A 14,948-nucleotide genomic window follows, 5' to 3' on the forward strand; every position below is an offset into this window, starting at 1 on the left:
GGACTGGGCGTTTATCCGCCCATTGGCTGTTTGAGCCTTGGGCCGCCAGGCCTATCCTGCACGGGTGTCATTGATCGTGAATAACCACCGTCCGACTTGATTCAGGAGCCTGAACAATGTCTCGCCAAGTGATCAATACCGTGCAGGTGCAAGCCGCCGCCGGTCGCTCGGAAGAACTGGGCCGGCAATTGCAGCAAATCGTCGAGACCCTGCGCGCCCTGCCCGGCTGCGATGCCTACCTGGTCGACCGTTGCCCCGACGATGGCGACCGCTGGAACGTCAGCGCCCGCTGGCAATCGGAAGCGGCCATGCAAGCCCACTTCAACTGCCCGGAAGTGCAAGGTTTCATCAGCCTGATCGACAACCGCCTGGCTCGAAGCGTGGATTTCAATAGTTTTCCGATTGTTTGAGGCTGCGGTGCTATTCCCGCCAGGCACTTCACCTGTGGCGAGGGAGCTTGCTCCCGCTCGGCTGCGCAGCAGACGCAAGACTGTGATGGAACGCGCCGCCTGTTCTGGGGCGGCTTCGCCACCCAGCGGGAGCAAGCTCCCTCGCCACAAAAGCTCCATCAGCCAATGGCTTCATCGACCCAGCCAATTGGTCTACCCGCCTTCCGAAAGATTGGACGTTTGCTTGCCCCGCCTCGGGGCTTAGGGTGAGTCCATCGCCGCGACAGCGCGAAATCACTCGAAACCAAATAGGCCATCCCCCATGAAAACACTCTGTCTGCTCGCCGCCCTCAGCCTGCTGCCCATTACCCAGGCCTACGCCCACGAAGCCGCGCCTTCGGAGAAGGTCACGGTGTTGCAGGAGCAAATGCTGAAAAATGTTCCAGGTAAGAAAACCATGATGCTGACCGTCAACTACGCCCCCGGCCAAGCGTCCATCGCCCACAAGCACGAGGGCACGGCCATGGCCTATGTACTCGAAGGCGCCATCACTTCCCAGGTCAAGGGCGAGCCGGCGAAGACCTACAAAGCCGGGGAATTCTGGTATGAAGCGGCGGGTTCCGAACACCTGGTGTCGAGAAACGCCAGCGCGAGCCAACCGGCGAAGCTGCTGGTGTTCATGGTGATGGGCGAGGATGAGGCGGTGTTGATTCCGTTGAAAAACTAATCGACCACAGCACAGCAGTCCCCCCCTGTGGGAGCGAGCTTGCTCGCGATGGCGATATATCAGTCAAGTTCAATGTCGCTGACCCACCGCTATCGCGAGCAAGCTCGCTCCCACAGGGGCCCACAGTGGATCTTAAAAACAAAAAAAGCCCCGCATCTCTCAATGCGGGGCTTTTTCATTCAACGTCGGATCAATTGGCCGTCACGACCGCCTGACCACTCATTGCCACGTCCAGCAGCTCGCGGTTGGCGACCGCGTACATGGCATAGTCGGTACCGCTGGCAGCACGGATGTCCACCAGCATGGCGCGCCAGCGCTCGACCATCTCGCGGTGCTGCTCCAGCCACAGTGCCAGGCGCGTTTCCACGTCCTGGGCGCCATCGCCCTCTTGCAGGACCGAGATGGTGATCGCCCGCTGTTGCCAGTCGACATCATCACGGAACGCTTCACGGGCCAGTGCCTGCCAGTTGTTTTCCACCGGCAGTGCGCTGATCTGTTGCAGGTACCAGGTGATGTCCAGGGCGCTGCCCACGGCGAAGTAAGCCTTGGCCACGTCGGCGGCGTTCTGACCGGTGACGTCAGCCGCCTCGATGATCGGCAGCAAGGTGTACAGGTGCGTCGTGCCGGCAACCATGCGCGCCAGCAGCTCCGGCACGCCGGCGGCCACGTAGGCCTGGTAGCGGGTCTGCCAGCCTTCGCGGGTCGGACCTTCCAGCAGTTCGTCGAGCTTGAGGCCCAACGCGGCCAGGTGCGGACCGAAGGGAGCGACGTCACGGGCAGCGTTCTGCTCGTTGCGGCGGCTGCGCAGGAACCAGCGCGTGGCGCGACGGCCCAGGCGCATCAGCTCGTCCATCAGCTCCAGTTGCACGTCGGCCGAGACCTGGTGGTCCAAGGCTTCGATCTGGCGGAACCAGTGCGGGAGATGGAAGATGTCCCGAACGATCACATAGGCACCGGCCACGTTCGCCGGGCTCATGCCCGTCGACTCTTTCAACCGCTGGACGAAGGTGATGCCCATGTGGTTGACCAGGTCGTTGGCGATCTGGGTGCTGACGATCTCGCGTTTCAGGCGATGGCGACGCATGGCTTCGGAGAACTTGCTCACCAGCGTTGGCGGGAAAGCCGTCTCCATGTCACGGGTCAGGTAGTCGTCGTCCGGCACCAGGGAGTTGAGCAGCGCTTCCTTGAGGTCGATCTTGCTGTAGGAGATCAGCACCGACAGTTCGGCACGGGTCAGGCCATGGCCCGCCGCGACACGTTCGGCCAGTTGCTCTTCCGTCGGCAGGAACTCGATGGCACGGTCCAGCTTGCCTCGGGCTTCCAGATCGTTCATCAGGCGCTTGTATTCGGCGATCCGCACGAAGGCGCGGCGTGCCGCCAGGGACAGGGCCTGGGTCTGCTTGTAGTTGTTGCCCAACACCAGGCCACCGACTTCGTCGGTCATGCTCGCCAGCAACTGGTTGCGTTGCTTGTCGGTCATGTCGCCGGCCTGCACCACTTCGTTGAGCAGGATCTTGATGTTCACTTCGTGGTCGGAGCAGTCCACGCCACCGGCGTTGTCGATGAAGTCGGTGTTGGAACCGCCGCCATTGAGGCCGAACTCGACGCGACCCAGTTGGGTCATGCCCAGGTTGCCGCCCTCGCCCACGACCTTGCAGCGCAGTTCGTTGCCGTTCACGCGCAGCGCGTCGTTGGCCTTGTCGCCGACATCGGCGTGGCTTTCGCTGCTGGCCTTGACGTAAGTACCGATACCGCCGTTCCACAACAGGTCCACCGGCGCCTTGAGCAAGGCGTTCAGCAGTTCGGTCGGGGTCAGTTTGTCGGCCTTGATGTCGAAGCGCTCTTTCATCTGTGGCGAAATCGCGATGCTCTTCGCGCTACGCGAGAAGATACCGCCGCCTTCGGACATGATGCTGGCGTCGTAGTCGGTCCAGGCCGAACGCGGCAGGTCGAACAGGCGCTTGCGCTCGGCAAAGCTGCTGGCCGGCTCCGGGGTCGGGTCGATGAAGATGTGCAGGTGGTTGCAGGCCGCGACCAGTTGCAGCTTGTCGGACATCAACAAGCCGTTGCCGAACACGTCGCCGGCCATGTCGCCGACGCCCACCACGGTGATGCTGTCTTCCTGGACGTTGATGCCGCGCTCGCGGAAGTGACGTTGCACGCCGACCCACGCGCCCTTGGCGGTGATGCCCATTTTCTTGTGGTCGTAGCCGGCCGAACCACCGGAGGCGAACGCATCGCCGAGCCAGAAGCCGGAGTCGATGGCGATGCCGTTGGCGATGTCGGAGAAGGTCGCAGTGCCCTTGTCCGCCGCCACCACCAGGTACGGGTCATCGTCGTCATGGCGCACGACGTTGGCCGGCGGTACCAGGGCGCCGTCCTTGAGGTTGTCGGTGATGTCCAACAGGCCGGAGATGAAGCTGCGGTAGCAGGCGATGCCCTCGGCCGCGATCTCGTCCCGGCTGCCGCCCAGGGGCAGGCGACGCGGCAGGAAGCCGCCCTTGGCGCCCACCGGCACGATCACCGAGTTCTTCACTTGCTGGGCTTTTACCAGGCCCAGCACTTCGGTGCGGGAGTCTTCTTCACGATCGGCCCAGCGCAGGCCACCGCGGGCGACGTTGCCGAAGCGCAGGTGCACGCCTTCGACCCGTGGCGAGTAGACGAAGATTTCGAACTTCGGCACCGGCTTCGGCAGTTCCGGGATCAAGTGCGGGTTGAACTTGAAGCTGAAGTAGGCCTTGTTCTGGCCGTTGGCGTCGGTCTGGTAGATGTTGGTCCGCAGGGTCGCCTTGATCAGGTCCAGGTAACGACGCAGGATGCGGTCGTCGTTGAGTACCTGCACCTCGTCGAGGGCCGAGAGAATCGCTTGCTCCAGGCGCAGTTGCTTGTCTTCCAGGTCGTCGCCGCTGAGCTTGCGCGCCAGGTAGAAGCGGGTCTTGAACAACCGGGTCAACTCGCGCGCGATGTCGGTGTGGTTGTTCAGGGTGCTGGCGATGTAACCCAGGTCGAAGCCCAGGCGGATCTGCTTCAGGTAACGGGCGTAGGCACGCAGCAATGCCACGTCGCGCCATGGCAGGCCGGCGGTCAGCACCAGGCGGTTGAACGCATCGTTCTCGGCATCGCCACGCACGATGTGGACGAAGGCGTCCTGCAAGGTGTCGTTGAGTTGCTGGATGTCGAGGTCCAGGCCTTCGGCGGCGGTGAAGGCGAAATCATGAATCCAGAATTCGCGGCCGTTGGTGTGGCGCAGGCGGTACGGGAATTCACCCAGCACGCGCAGGCCGAGGTTTTCCAGGATCGGCAGCACGTCGGACAGCGCCAGCGGCGTGTCGGCGTGATACAGCTTGCAGTGCAGCTCGCGCTGGCCGGAAACCTGGCCCAGCGGCTGGTAGAAGCTCATCACCAGCGGATTCTTTTCGTTCAGGCTCAGCAGGTGCTGCATGTCGACCACGGCCGAGTGCGCGGCAAAGCGCTCGCGGTAGCCGGCCGGGAAGCCTTTCGGGAAGTCCGACAGCACGTTGGTGCCCTGGGCTTCGCCGAAACTCTCGATGACCAGGCTGGCGTAGTCGTCCTTCCAGCTGCGGCAGGCCTGCACGACTTCTTTTTCCAGCAGCAACGGGTCGATGTCGATGCGGTTCTTCGGGTCCACCCGCAGGATCAACTGCACGCGAGCCAGTACGGACTCGGAGAAGAAGGTCCAGAACTCGCAGTCCGAGGCCTTCAGGCGATCCATCAGCACTTGCTGGATCTTCTGGCGCACTTCGGTGGAGTAGATATCACGCGGCACGTAGGCCAGGCAGTAGCAGAAACGGCCGTACGGGTCTTTGCGCAGGAACACACGGATCTTGTTGCGTTCCTGGATCTGCACGATGGACATGACGGTGCTGAACAGCTCGTCCACCGGCGTCTGGAACAGGTCGTCGCGAGGCAGCACTTCGACCACCTGGGCCAGTTCCTTGCCCAGGTGCGCCTTGGCCTGGAAGCCCGAGCGACGCTCGATTTCCGCGACCTTGCGGCGGATGTACGGGATGACCCGCACGCTCTCGCCATACACCGAAGAGGTGTACAGGCCCATGAAGCGGCATTCCTTGATGACCTTGCCGTTGGCGTCGATTTCACGGATCGACACGTAGTCCGGGTAGGCCGGACGGTGCACGCGGCTCGGGTGCGCGGCCTTGGCGAACGACAGCGGCGTCGGTTCGCGCAGGTAGTTGACGGCGTAGTCTTCGATGCGCAGGTCTTCGGCGGTCAGGCCGGCGCGCAGCAACTTGGTCAGGCCGAGGAACGAATCGGGGTTGTACTCGATGTGGCCACCATCGGCCTCGTCGCGCACCACGAACTCTTCGTAGCCCAGGAAGGTGAAGTGGTTACCCACCAGCCATTCCAGGAAGCTCTTGATCTCGCTCTTTTCATCAGCGTCGATGGCGTAGGCGCTGCTGTCCAGGCTGTCGAGGATTTCCTGGACCTTGGCTTTCATCGGTTCGAAATCGGCCACGGCCACGCGCACTTCGCCCAGCACTTGCTCAAGCTCCTTGCTCAGGACGTTGAGTTCGGCGGCGTTGGCGCAGCGGTCGATTTCCAGGTACATCAGCGACTCTTGCAGCACGTCGTCGCCCTGGGTGCCCTTCGGCAGGATCTCCAGCAACTCGCCCTTGCTGCCGCGACGCACGCTCAGGACGGTGGTTTGCAGGGTATGGATGCTGTAGCCGCGACGGTTCAGCTCGGTGCGGACCGAGTCCACCAGGAACGGCAGGTCGTGGTGCAACACTTCCACGGCCGTGTGGGTCGACTGCCAGCCGTGGCGTTCGTAATCGGGGTTGTAGACGCGCACCTGCGGTTGCGTGTGGTCGAAGCGCTCAAGCAGGCGCCAGGCAGACAGGGTGCAGCCGGCGAGGTCGGACAACCGGCGCTGGGTAAGTTCGTCGAGGGAAATGATGCCGAAGAATTGTTCAGCGAACAGCGCCACTTGTGGCAGTGCCTGTTCACTGATGTGCTGCGCCAGTGCCGCTTGCAGTTGGTGCTGGAAGTCGGCTTTGCTGGCTGCGGTGAAGAACGCCATCTGTGGTACTCCGCTTGGGCTTGTTATTGATGGTAGCGTCGCGTGCAACCCCTTTCGGGGCCGTCGGCCATCCCGTTCCTGATTCTCGGGCAGAGGAAACAGGATGACAGGTGGGGGAAGCTGGACAGGACCGGCAGGTCACATCCTTTTCCATGTAATTTCATGTCATGGACACCTGCAAAAATCACCCCGGGGTGGACTTTGCAGGTGCACATCCGTTGCGCAGCTTAACGAGTGCGACATCCTGCCTGCTTGCAGCGCTGCGACATATTCGGTCATCGGCTCGCTAAACAGCCGGTGCGCACCGAACAACCCTAGCAGGCTGGGGACCAAACGGCACCCCGAGGCGGTAAACCAGCAGAAAATCCTTCAGGCTGGCAAAATCCACTTTTTGCACCCCGCCGGTGCACTCGATCCTGGAGCATCACCATGCAAATGACCACCGCCCTTCTGATCGCCAACCCGTGCGACGACGAAGAAGACAACATGGCCATGCTCTGCTGCCACAGCGCCCAGGGCGAAATGTTCCTGATGACGCGCTACCCCGACGAAGACGAACTGGAAATCACCCTGGATGGAGAGCCTTCGACCCTGGACGGCGTCAAGGTCACCCTCAGCCCGACCCGCTTGCTGATTGAGATTGCCACGGCGGATGCCGATGCGTTGAATGGCGACGATGTGCTGGAGATCATCCACGACACCGATGCGGCCGACCTGGCGGAAGTGGAACTGACGTTGCAGAACATCCTCAAGGGGACGGGGACCTATATAAGCCAGCTCTGAGATCCGGACACGAACACGCTCCTGTGGCATCAGCCAACCCTGGTCCCAAAGGCACCCCGTAGCGAGGGAGCTTGCTCCCGCTGGGTTGCGCAGCAACCCCAAAACCAGGCGCCGCGATGTAATGGGCAAGTGGCATAGGCCGCCTTGCGACTGCTGCGCAGTCGAGCGGGAGCAAGCTCCCTCGCCACGGGGTCAGTGAATTCGCCGTTATTTGTCGTTCTGCACCAGATTGCCATCGGCGTCATAAACCAGGTACTCGTCATCGTTCTTCGGATCCCTCACGTAGTAACGGGCCTCATTGCCGTTATCCGGCACCTTCATGCTGGTGTAGGACCCCAGCGCCTTGATCACCTTGTTGTCCTGACTGATCAAGACCAGCGAGGAGCCCCCACCCGCCCGGATCGCCGCTGCATAACGGGTCTGGAACGCGTTGATCTGCTGGTAATCCAGTGGTACTTGCAACCGGCCCGCCAAGTCGATGGCACCGTAGCTGTCATCGCGCCCGACCACCGCCATGCCGTTGGAAAACGGCGTCACTTCGTCATAAGGCAACTTGATCGGTAGTCGCGCGCCCTGGCGATCGATAAAAGCGAACTTCTTGCTTTTGGTGTCCTGCACCAACAGCGGCTGCTGCCCCACAAACCGGCCTACCACGTTGTAACCCGGAAGGTTGATCCGTTTGCCTTCCAGATCGAAAACATCCTCACGACTCCGATCGGCCGAGCTGGCGTAGAGCAGACCCGCGCTGTGCTCGATGCCCGAGAATTGCGTCGGCAGGATCTCCTTGCCGGCCAGGGTATAAGCGCCGTACAGGCCTTCCATGAGATCAGTTCGCTTGCCGAGACGGGCGATGAACAGGTTATCGGTCACGGTGGGGTTGACGAATTTCATCGGCAACACAAACCGATGATGCCTGGCATCGTAGAGCCCATAAGGGCCGTTGGTTTCACGCTCCACCAACAGCAGGCCATTGCTCAACGCCTCGGTGATGTGTTCGAACGGCAGGTCGACGAGCTTGTTGCTACCGGCGGGGAAATAGGCGAGCTGGCTGCGCAACGCCTGCCACTCCGATTCCGGGTCGCTGGACTTCTCCGGGTAAAACAACGTGTAGGTATCGGCCACCGGACTGTCTTGCACCTGCACCCAACGGGGCTTGATCAACCATTGGCCGGCCTGGTCGATGAAGCCATAGCGCTCGGCCTTGCGGTCCAGGGCGATGTACCGCGCTTGTGCTGCCAGGACGTTGTCGACCTGGGTGAACTCAACGCTGTTGTCTTCCAGCGGATCGAGTACATGGATGACGATGCGTTGCGGGGTGGCCTCGAATTGGTAGTCGACCTCGGTGTTTTGCAACGGCCCCGCCTGAGCGACCAGCGCCTCGGTCACGCGCTCCAGCTGCTGTTGCACCGCCTGGCCGGTCTTGAGCTGATCGAGATCGTCCTTGGTCTGCACCAACGCGTTGTAATAGTCCTGCAACGCCGCGATATCGCCCTCGGAGGGGAACGCCCGGGAGCTGTTCCCGTTGCTGTAGAGCGCCCTGCCCCCATCGTCCAGCCCTTGCACCACGAAAGTCGACAGTTTCAGCGTACTCAAGCGCACGGAAGCGCTGCCATCACCCAGGGCCGTGAGCTGGAAGGACTGGCCGTCGTCCAGGGTCACTTTCGGCTGATCCTTGTCCAGCACCACTTTCCTGAACGCCGGATAGCTGCGGTAAGCGACCGTCAGGCCGAGACTCGCCAGCGGTTTGTTCACCGCAAGTGCGAAGGCATCATGGGATGCAATCATGTCGTCGGACTCGACCTTGGGCGGCGCCTTGAGCTCGGCGAAGGTTTTTTCGCTGCCATCGCGAAAAACCAAGCGCTGCGGCAGATACTGCTCGGCCGTCGGCTCATCCGGCATGGCGGCGCGCTTCCAGAGTGGATCAAGCGTGCTGGTATCGAGCCGCACCTCAGAACCATCGGCAAATAGCCGCTGGGCAAAACGCAGGCCTTGGATCGACGCCAATTCAGCTTTCAACTGCGCGCTGGTGAACGGGACAAACAGCGACTCGTATTGCAACGGCTGCTCGCCGACGGATTCGGTCGTCTCGACAGTCAGGCTCAATTGCACGTCGCTGACCCGCTCCAGGGACCTGAGGGTCTCACCGGTGTCCTGGATCAAATAATTGAGGCGCTTCTCCACCTCCGGCAGTGCCAACGTGCCGATGTCTTCCATGCCGCCTTCGTTCAATTGCTCGGCGGCGAAGCCTTCATCGGCTGGCGCGCCGCTGTGGCGAAACAGGATGTAGGACGCGCAGCCCACCACCAACAAGGTCACACTCAGTATCATCAGCAATCTCAAACGAGGCTGGGTAAAGTTCATGGTGGTTTCGGCAGTCAAGGGGCTGGGAGAGGCAGGCAGCTAACCACACGGCCTGGCGCGCTGCAAATTGACTGGGTGGTTCGGCGCCCCTGATGCGAACCACCATCGGTCGTGCTGCTGACACGTCCCCCTTGACGACCGATTGGGTTCTGGTGTTTCCTGAAACCGGTTTCAGAACCGCTAATAAATCCAATAAGCAGGTTTCTATCCGTGAATTCTTTCTCCGCCGCCCAGCGCAACCGCGTGACCATGCTCGACGTCGCCGAACGCGCCGGAGTCTCCAAGGCCAGTGTCTCGCGTTTCATCGGCGAAGACCGTGCCCTGCTCTCCGAGGCCATCGCCCGGCGCATCGACCAGGCCATCAGTGAGTTGGGCTACCGGCCGAACCAGATGGCCCGCGGCCTCAAGCGCGGGCGCACACGCCTGATCGGCATGCTGGTGGCCGATATCCGCAACCCTTATTCGATTGCCGTGATGCATGGCGTGGAAACCGCCTGTCGTCGCCATGGCTATAGCCTGGTGGTGTGCAACACCGACCGCGATGACGAGCAGGAACGCCAGCACCTGGCGCTGTTGCGCGCCTACAACATCGAAGGGCTGATCGTAAACACGCTGGGTCACCACCGTGACGAATTGTTCGAATTGCGCAGCGAAATGCCTCTGGTGCTGGTGGATCGCAAGGTCGATCGGCTCGACAGCGACCTGGTCGGACTGGACAACCCGGCGGCCATCGAAATGGCCCTCGATCACCTCGAGCAACGGGGCTACCGCGATCTGTTGCTGGTGACCGAGCCGTTCGACGGCACCAGCTCGCGAATCGAGCGGGTCGAGAGTTTCAAGGCCGGCATCCACCAACGGCCTGCCCTGGCCGGCTCTGTGGTGGAGACCTGTGACCAATTGACCACGCGCATCAAGACCTTTCTTGCCCAGCCGGGCCCTGGCCCCAAGGCGTTGTTCTGCGCCAATGGCATTGCCGCCCTGGCCGCCACGACGGTGTTGCGCGAGCTGGGTTGCCACTTATTCGACGACGTCGGCCTGATCGCCCTCGATGACCTGGATTGGTACCCGCTGGTCGGCAGCGGCATCACGGCCCTGGCCCAACCGACAGCGGAGATCGGCGCCAGCGCGTTCGAATGCCTGCTCAAGCGCTTGCGTGGGGACAACGGGCCGGTGCGGACCCTGGATTTTGCGGCGCGGTTGATTGAGCGGGGGTCGACGCTTGGGGTTTCTCGGTGATCGGGCCGGCCTCATCGCGAGCAAGCTCGCTCCCACAGCGGGTCTTCAGTGCGTCACAGATCCCGTGTGGGAGCGAGCTTGCTCGCGATGAGCCCTGAAGCACACCCCCTTTTTTTGAACAAAACTGAACCCGGTTTCAGAGGAACAGCCTCCATGCACTCCCCCCCCGTTTCCATCAGTCTTTCCAGCTACGGCGCCGACCTGGTCCGGCAGCATGGCCAGGGCAATTTCATTGAGCTGCTGGCCGCCGCCGGAGCTTCGCGCATCGAATGGCGCGAAGAATTGCTCACCACCGAACAACCTTCGGAACTGGCCGCTGCTGCCCGGGCCCGGGGGCTGCAAAGTATTTTCTCGTCGCCACTGGCGCTGTGGCTCGCTGGCCAGTCCAGGCCCAACCCCGACTTGGCGCTGGCGCTGCAGCGTGGCGAGGCGTTCGGTTCGACCTGGCTGAAAGTCTCCCTCGGTCACTTCACCGACGCCAATGACCTGTCGGCATTGGCCCAGGTGCTCGCCGCACGCCCGGTGCAGCTACGGGTGGAAAACGACCAGACCTTGTACGGCGGGCGGATCGAGCCGTTGCAACGGTTCTTCACCGCCGTCGAATACCAAGGGTTGCCCGTTGCCATGACCTTCGACATTGGCAATTGGCAGTGGCAGGACCAATCGGCCGCCGTGGCCGCCCGACAACTCGGACGGTATGTGACGTATGTGCATTGCAAGGCCGTGGCCCGGCGCGCCGACGGCAAACTCGTCGCCGCGCCTCCAGCCATGACCGACCTGCACCTGTGGGAACAACTGCTCAAGCACATGCCCGCCGGCGTAATGCGCGCCGCCGAGTATCCGTTGCAAGGCGATGACTTGCTGCAATTGACCACCCGCCATGTCGCCACCCTGTCCGGTCTTGGGCAATCGCGCCGGGAGCCTGTCCATGTCTGAATTCGATGTGTTGTCGTTCGGTGAAACCATGGCGATGCTGGTGGCTGACCAGCGCGGTGACCTGGCCAGCGTCGAGCAGTTCCACAAGCGCATCGCCGGGGCCGACAGCAACGTGGCCATCGGGCTGTCACGGCTGGGCTTCAAGGTGGCGTGGCTGAGCCGGGTCGGCGCCGACTCCCTGGGACGCTTCGTGACGCAGACGCTGGAGAACGAAGGCCTGGATTGTCGCCACGTGGCGGTCGACCCGGAGCACCCCACCGGCTTCCAGTTCAAATCCCGCACCGTCGATGGCAGCGACCCGCAAGTCGAGTATTTCCGCCGCAGTTCGGCGGCCAGTCATCTGTCGATCGACTCCATCGCCCCGGCGTTGCTTGACGCCCGCCACGTGCACGCCACGGGCATCGTCCCGGCGCTGTCGGACATGGCCCGCGAGATGTCCTTTGAGTTGATGACCCGCATGCGCGAGGCCGGCCGCAGCCTGTCGTTCGACCCCAACCTGAGGCCGAGCCTGTGGCGCAGCGAGTCGATGATGGTCACTGAAATCAATCGCCTCGCCGCCCTCGCCCACTGGGTCTTGCCGGGACTCGGCGAAGGCCGGCTGCTGACGGGTTTCGACGATCCGGCTGACATCGCCGCGTTCTACCTGGACCAAGGCGCCGAAATCGTCGTGATCAAGCTCGGCGCGGACGGTGCCTATTACCGCACGCCGCTGGACGAAGGCGTCATCGCCGGCGTGCCCGTGGCCCAGGTGGTCGACACCGTGGGCGCCGGGGATGGCTTCGCCGTCGGCCTGATCAGCGCATTGCTCGAAGGCCAGGCCATCACCGCGGCCGTGCAACGCGCCAACTGGATTGGCAGCCGCGCGGTGCAGAGCCGTGGGGACATGGAAGGGTTACCGACGCGCCTTGAGCTATTGGCCGAATTTGAAACCGTCGATCGCGAGCAAGCTCGCTCCCACAAGGGATCAAGTTAACCCCTGTGGGAGCGAGCTTGCTCGCGATCGAGGACACCGCAAAACGCACCTGCTGCATAAAAACAACAAGCTCAGGAGTCAACGACATGCAAACGCCCAACCTCGCCACCCGCCGCTGGTGGTACATCATGCCCATCGTCTTCATCACCTACAGCCTGGCCTACCTGGACCGGGCCAACTATGGCTTCGCCGCCGCCTCGGGCATGGCCGAGGACCTGATGATCACCCCAGGACTGTCGTCGCTGCTGGGCGCACTGTTCTTCCTCGGCTACTTTTTCTTCCAGGTCCCGGGGGCGATCTACGCGCAAAAGCACAGCGTGAAGAAGCTGATCTTCGTCAGCCTGATCCTCTGGGGTTCGCTGGCCACCCTGACCGGCGTCGTCTCCAATGCCTACTGGCTGATCGTGATCCGCTTCATGCTCGGGGTGGTCGAGGCCGCCGTGATGCCGGCGATGCTGGTGTACCTGTGCCACTGGTTCACCCGGGCCGAACGTTCGCGGGCCAATACCTTCCTGATCCTCGGTAACCCGGTGACCATGCTGTGGATGTCGGTGGTATCGGGTTACTTGGTACAGCAATTCGACTGGCGCTGGATGTTCATCATCGAAGGTTTGCCGGCGGTGCTCTGGGCCTTTGTCTGGTGGCGCCTGGCCGATGATCGCCCGGCCCAGGCCAAGTGGCTCAGCGACCAGGAAAAACACGATCTGGAAAGTGCCTTGGCGGCCGAACAGGTCGGCATCAAGGCGGTGAAGAACTACGCCGAAGCCTTCCGCTCGCCCAAAGTCATCATCCTGGCGTTGCAGTTCTTCTGCTGGAGCATCGGCGTCTACGGGTTTGTGCTGTGGTTGCCGTCGATCCTCAAGGCCGGCCTGCAGATGAACATGGTCGAGGCCGGCTGGCTGTCGTCCTTGCCATACCTGGCAGCAGTGATCGGCATGCTGGTGGTGTCCTGGGCGTCGGACAAGGCGCAGAAGCGCAAGCGTTTTGTCTGGCCGCCGCTGCTGATCGCCTCCATCGCGTTCTACGCCTCCTACCTGCTGGGGGCCGAGCATTTCTGGTGGTCCTATGGCTTGCTGGTGATCGCCGGCGCGTGCATGTATGCACCGTACGGGCCGTTCTTCGCCATCGTTCCGGAAATTCTCCCGGCCAATGTCGCCGGCGGTGCCATGGCCTTGATCAACAGTATGGGCGCGCTGGGTTCCTTCGGCGGCTCGTACCTGGTGGGCTACCTCAACGGCACCACCGGCTCCCCTGGCATGTCCTTCCTGCTGATGAGCGGTGCGTTGCTGCTGTCGGTGGTACTGACCCTCGCCCTCAAGCCCGGCGCCAGCGACCGGACCGTATCCCACCCCGCGACGCCCAACCCGGCGCCCGCCCGTTCCTGAATCGAGACCCATCCCATGAAAAAGCACGTGGTGTTGTACAAGAAACTGTCAGCGCAACTGATGGAACGCCTGCAAGCCCAGGCCCAAGTCACGCTCATCGAACGCCTCGACGCCCAGGGCCTGGCGCAACTGCGCGCCGCCCTCCCCACGGCCCACGGCCTGCTGGGCGCCAGCCTCAAGCTGGATGCGGCGCTGCTGGACCTGGCGCCGAACCTGCAAGCCATTGCCAGCGTTTCGGTGGGGGTCGACAACTATGACATCGACTACCTGACCGAACGCCGGATCCTGCTCAGCAACACGCCGGACGTGCTGACCGAAACCACTGCCGACACCGGGTTTGCCTTGATCCTGGCAACCGCTCGCCGCGTGGGCGAACTGGCCAACCTGGTCCGTGCCGGCCAATGGCGGGAAAGCATCGGACCGCGGCATTTCGGGAGCGATGTCCATGGCAAGACCCTGGGCATCATCGGCATGGGACGCATAGGCGAAGCCCTGGCCCAACGCGGGCATTTCGGCTTCGGCATGCCGGTGCTCTACCACAGCCATTCGCCCAAGCCTGCGGTCGAGCAACGGTTCGGCGCACGTTATTGCAGCCTCGAAACGCTGTTGCAACAGGCGGACTTCATCTGCCTGACCTTGCCGCTCACGGCCGAAACCCAGGGGCTGATCGGCGCCCAGGCGTTCGCGCAGATGCGCCCCGAGAGCATCTTCATCAATATCTCCCGGGGCAAAGTGGTGGATGAAGCGGCGTTGATCGAGGCCCTGCGCAACCGGCAGATCCGTGGCGCCGGGCTGGATGTGTTCGAGCGCGAACCCTTGAATGCCGATTCGCCGTTGTTACAGATGGACAACGTGGTAGCGACGCCGCACATGGGCTCGGCCACCCATGAGACCCGGGAAGCGATGGCGCGTTGTGCGGTGGAGAACCTGCTGGCGGCGTTGGCGGGGGAACGGCCGGTGAATCTGGTGAATGCAGGGGCATGGAAGAGCTGAGTCATTCACCGCCAACTCCTGTGGGAGCCGAGCTTGCTCGCGATAGCGGTGGGTCAGGCTGCATTGAGGTTGAATGTGCCGCCGTCATCGCGAGCAAGCTCGGCTC

10 protein-coding genes are annotated in these 14,948 nt (G+C 62.6%); 8 read left to right on the plus strand and 2 right to left on the minus strand.

The window, feature by feature from the left end:
• The first annotated feature begins 116 nt into the window (after positions 1-116).
• Entirely contained in the window at positions 117-410 is a 294-nt protein-coding gene (locus HGO40_RS24530; protein WP_122566412.1) for a putative quinol monooxygenase, read from the plus strand.
• A 301-nt stretch (positions 411-711) separates the two neighbouring features.
• Complete coding sequence (locus HGO40_RS24535; RefSeq protein ID WP_250965124.1) at positions 712-1,116, plus strand: cupin domain-containing protein; 405 nt, start codon at positions 712-714, stop codon at positions 1,114-1,116.
• A 190-nt stretch (positions 1,117-1,306) separates the two neighbouring features.
• On the opposite strand, the gene HGO40_RS24540 is transcribed toward HGO40_RS24535, so the two are convergent.
• Positions 1,307-6,175 (minus strand): NAD-glutamate dehydrogenase, encoded by a 4,869-nt coding sequence (locus HGO40_RS24540; RefSeq protein ID WP_250965125.1) that lies wholly within the window; start codon positions 6,173-6,175, stop codon positions 1,307-1,309.
• A 429-nt stretch (positions 6,176-6,604) separates the two neighbouring features.
• Between HGO40_RS24540 and HGO40_RS24545 the strand changes: the two genes are divergently transcribed.
• Complete coding sequence (locus HGO40_RS24545) at positions 6,605-6,958, plus strand: hypothetical protein (protein WP_250965126.1); 354 nt, start codon at positions 6,605-6,607, stop codon at positions 6,956-6,958.
• A gap of 207 nt (positions 6,959-7,165) precedes the next feature.
• On the opposite strand, the gene HGO40_RS24550 is transcribed toward HGO40_RS24545, so the two are convergent.
• Positions 7,166-9,319, minus strand: a complete 2,154-nt coding sequence (locus HGO40_RS24550) for a WG repeat-containing protein (RefSeq protein ID WP_353050736.1) — start codon at positions 9,317-9,319, stop codon at positions 7,166-7,168.
• A 210-nt stretch (positions 9,320-9,529) separates the two neighbouring features.
• On the opposite strand from HGO40_RS24550, the gene HGO40_RS24555 reads away from it, so the two are divergent.
• From HGO40_RS24555 to HGO40_RS24575, 5 genes are all read left to right on the plus strand, one after another.
• Complete coding sequence (locus HGO40_RS24555; protein WP_353050737.1) at positions 9,530-10,555, plus strand: LacI family DNA-binding transcriptional regulator; 1,026 nt, start codon at positions 9,530-9,532, stop codon at positions 10,553-10,555.
• A 153-nt stretch (positions 10,556-10,708) separates the two neighbouring features.
• Positions 10,709-11,491 carry a sugar phosphate isomerase/epimerase family protein gene (locus HGO40_RS24560; protein WP_250965128.1) on the plus strand — a complete coding sequence of 261 codons (783 nt, stop codon included), beginning with the start codon at positions 10,709-10,711 and terminating at the stop codon, positions 11,489-11,491.
• On the plus strand, positions 11,484-12,464 hold the full coding sequence (locus HGO40_RS24565) for a sugar kinase (RefSeq protein ID WP_250965129.1): 981 nt from the start codon (positions 11,484-11,486) through the stop codon (positions 12,462-12,464). The genes HGO40_RS24560 and HGO40_RS24565 overlap by 8 nt, the downstream gene beginning before the upstream one ends.
• Before the next feature lie 86 nt (positions 12,465-12,550).
• Positions 12,551-13,849 carry an MFS transporter gene (locus HGO40_RS24570; RefSeq protein WP_250965130.1) on the plus strand — a complete coding sequence of 433 codons (1,299 nt, stop codon included), beginning with the start codon at positions 12,551-12,553 and terminating at the stop codon, positions 13,847-13,849.
• 15 nt (positions 13,850-13,864) lie between these two features.
• The gene (locus tag HGO40_RS24575) at positions 13,865-14,842 is read left to right on the plus strand and encodes a 2-hydroxyacid dehydrogenase (protein WP_250965131.1); all 978 of its coding nucleotides are present in this window, start codon (positions 13,865-13,867) and stop codon (positions 14,840-14,842) included.
• Positions 14,843-14,948: the final 106 nt, after the last annotated feature.

Source organism: Pseudomonas sp. CG7 (assembly GCF_023701885.1).
Classification (GTDB): Bacteria; Pseudomonadota; Gammaproteobacteria; order Pseudomonadales; family Pseudomonadaceae; genus Aquipseudomonas; species Aquipseudomonas zanjanensis.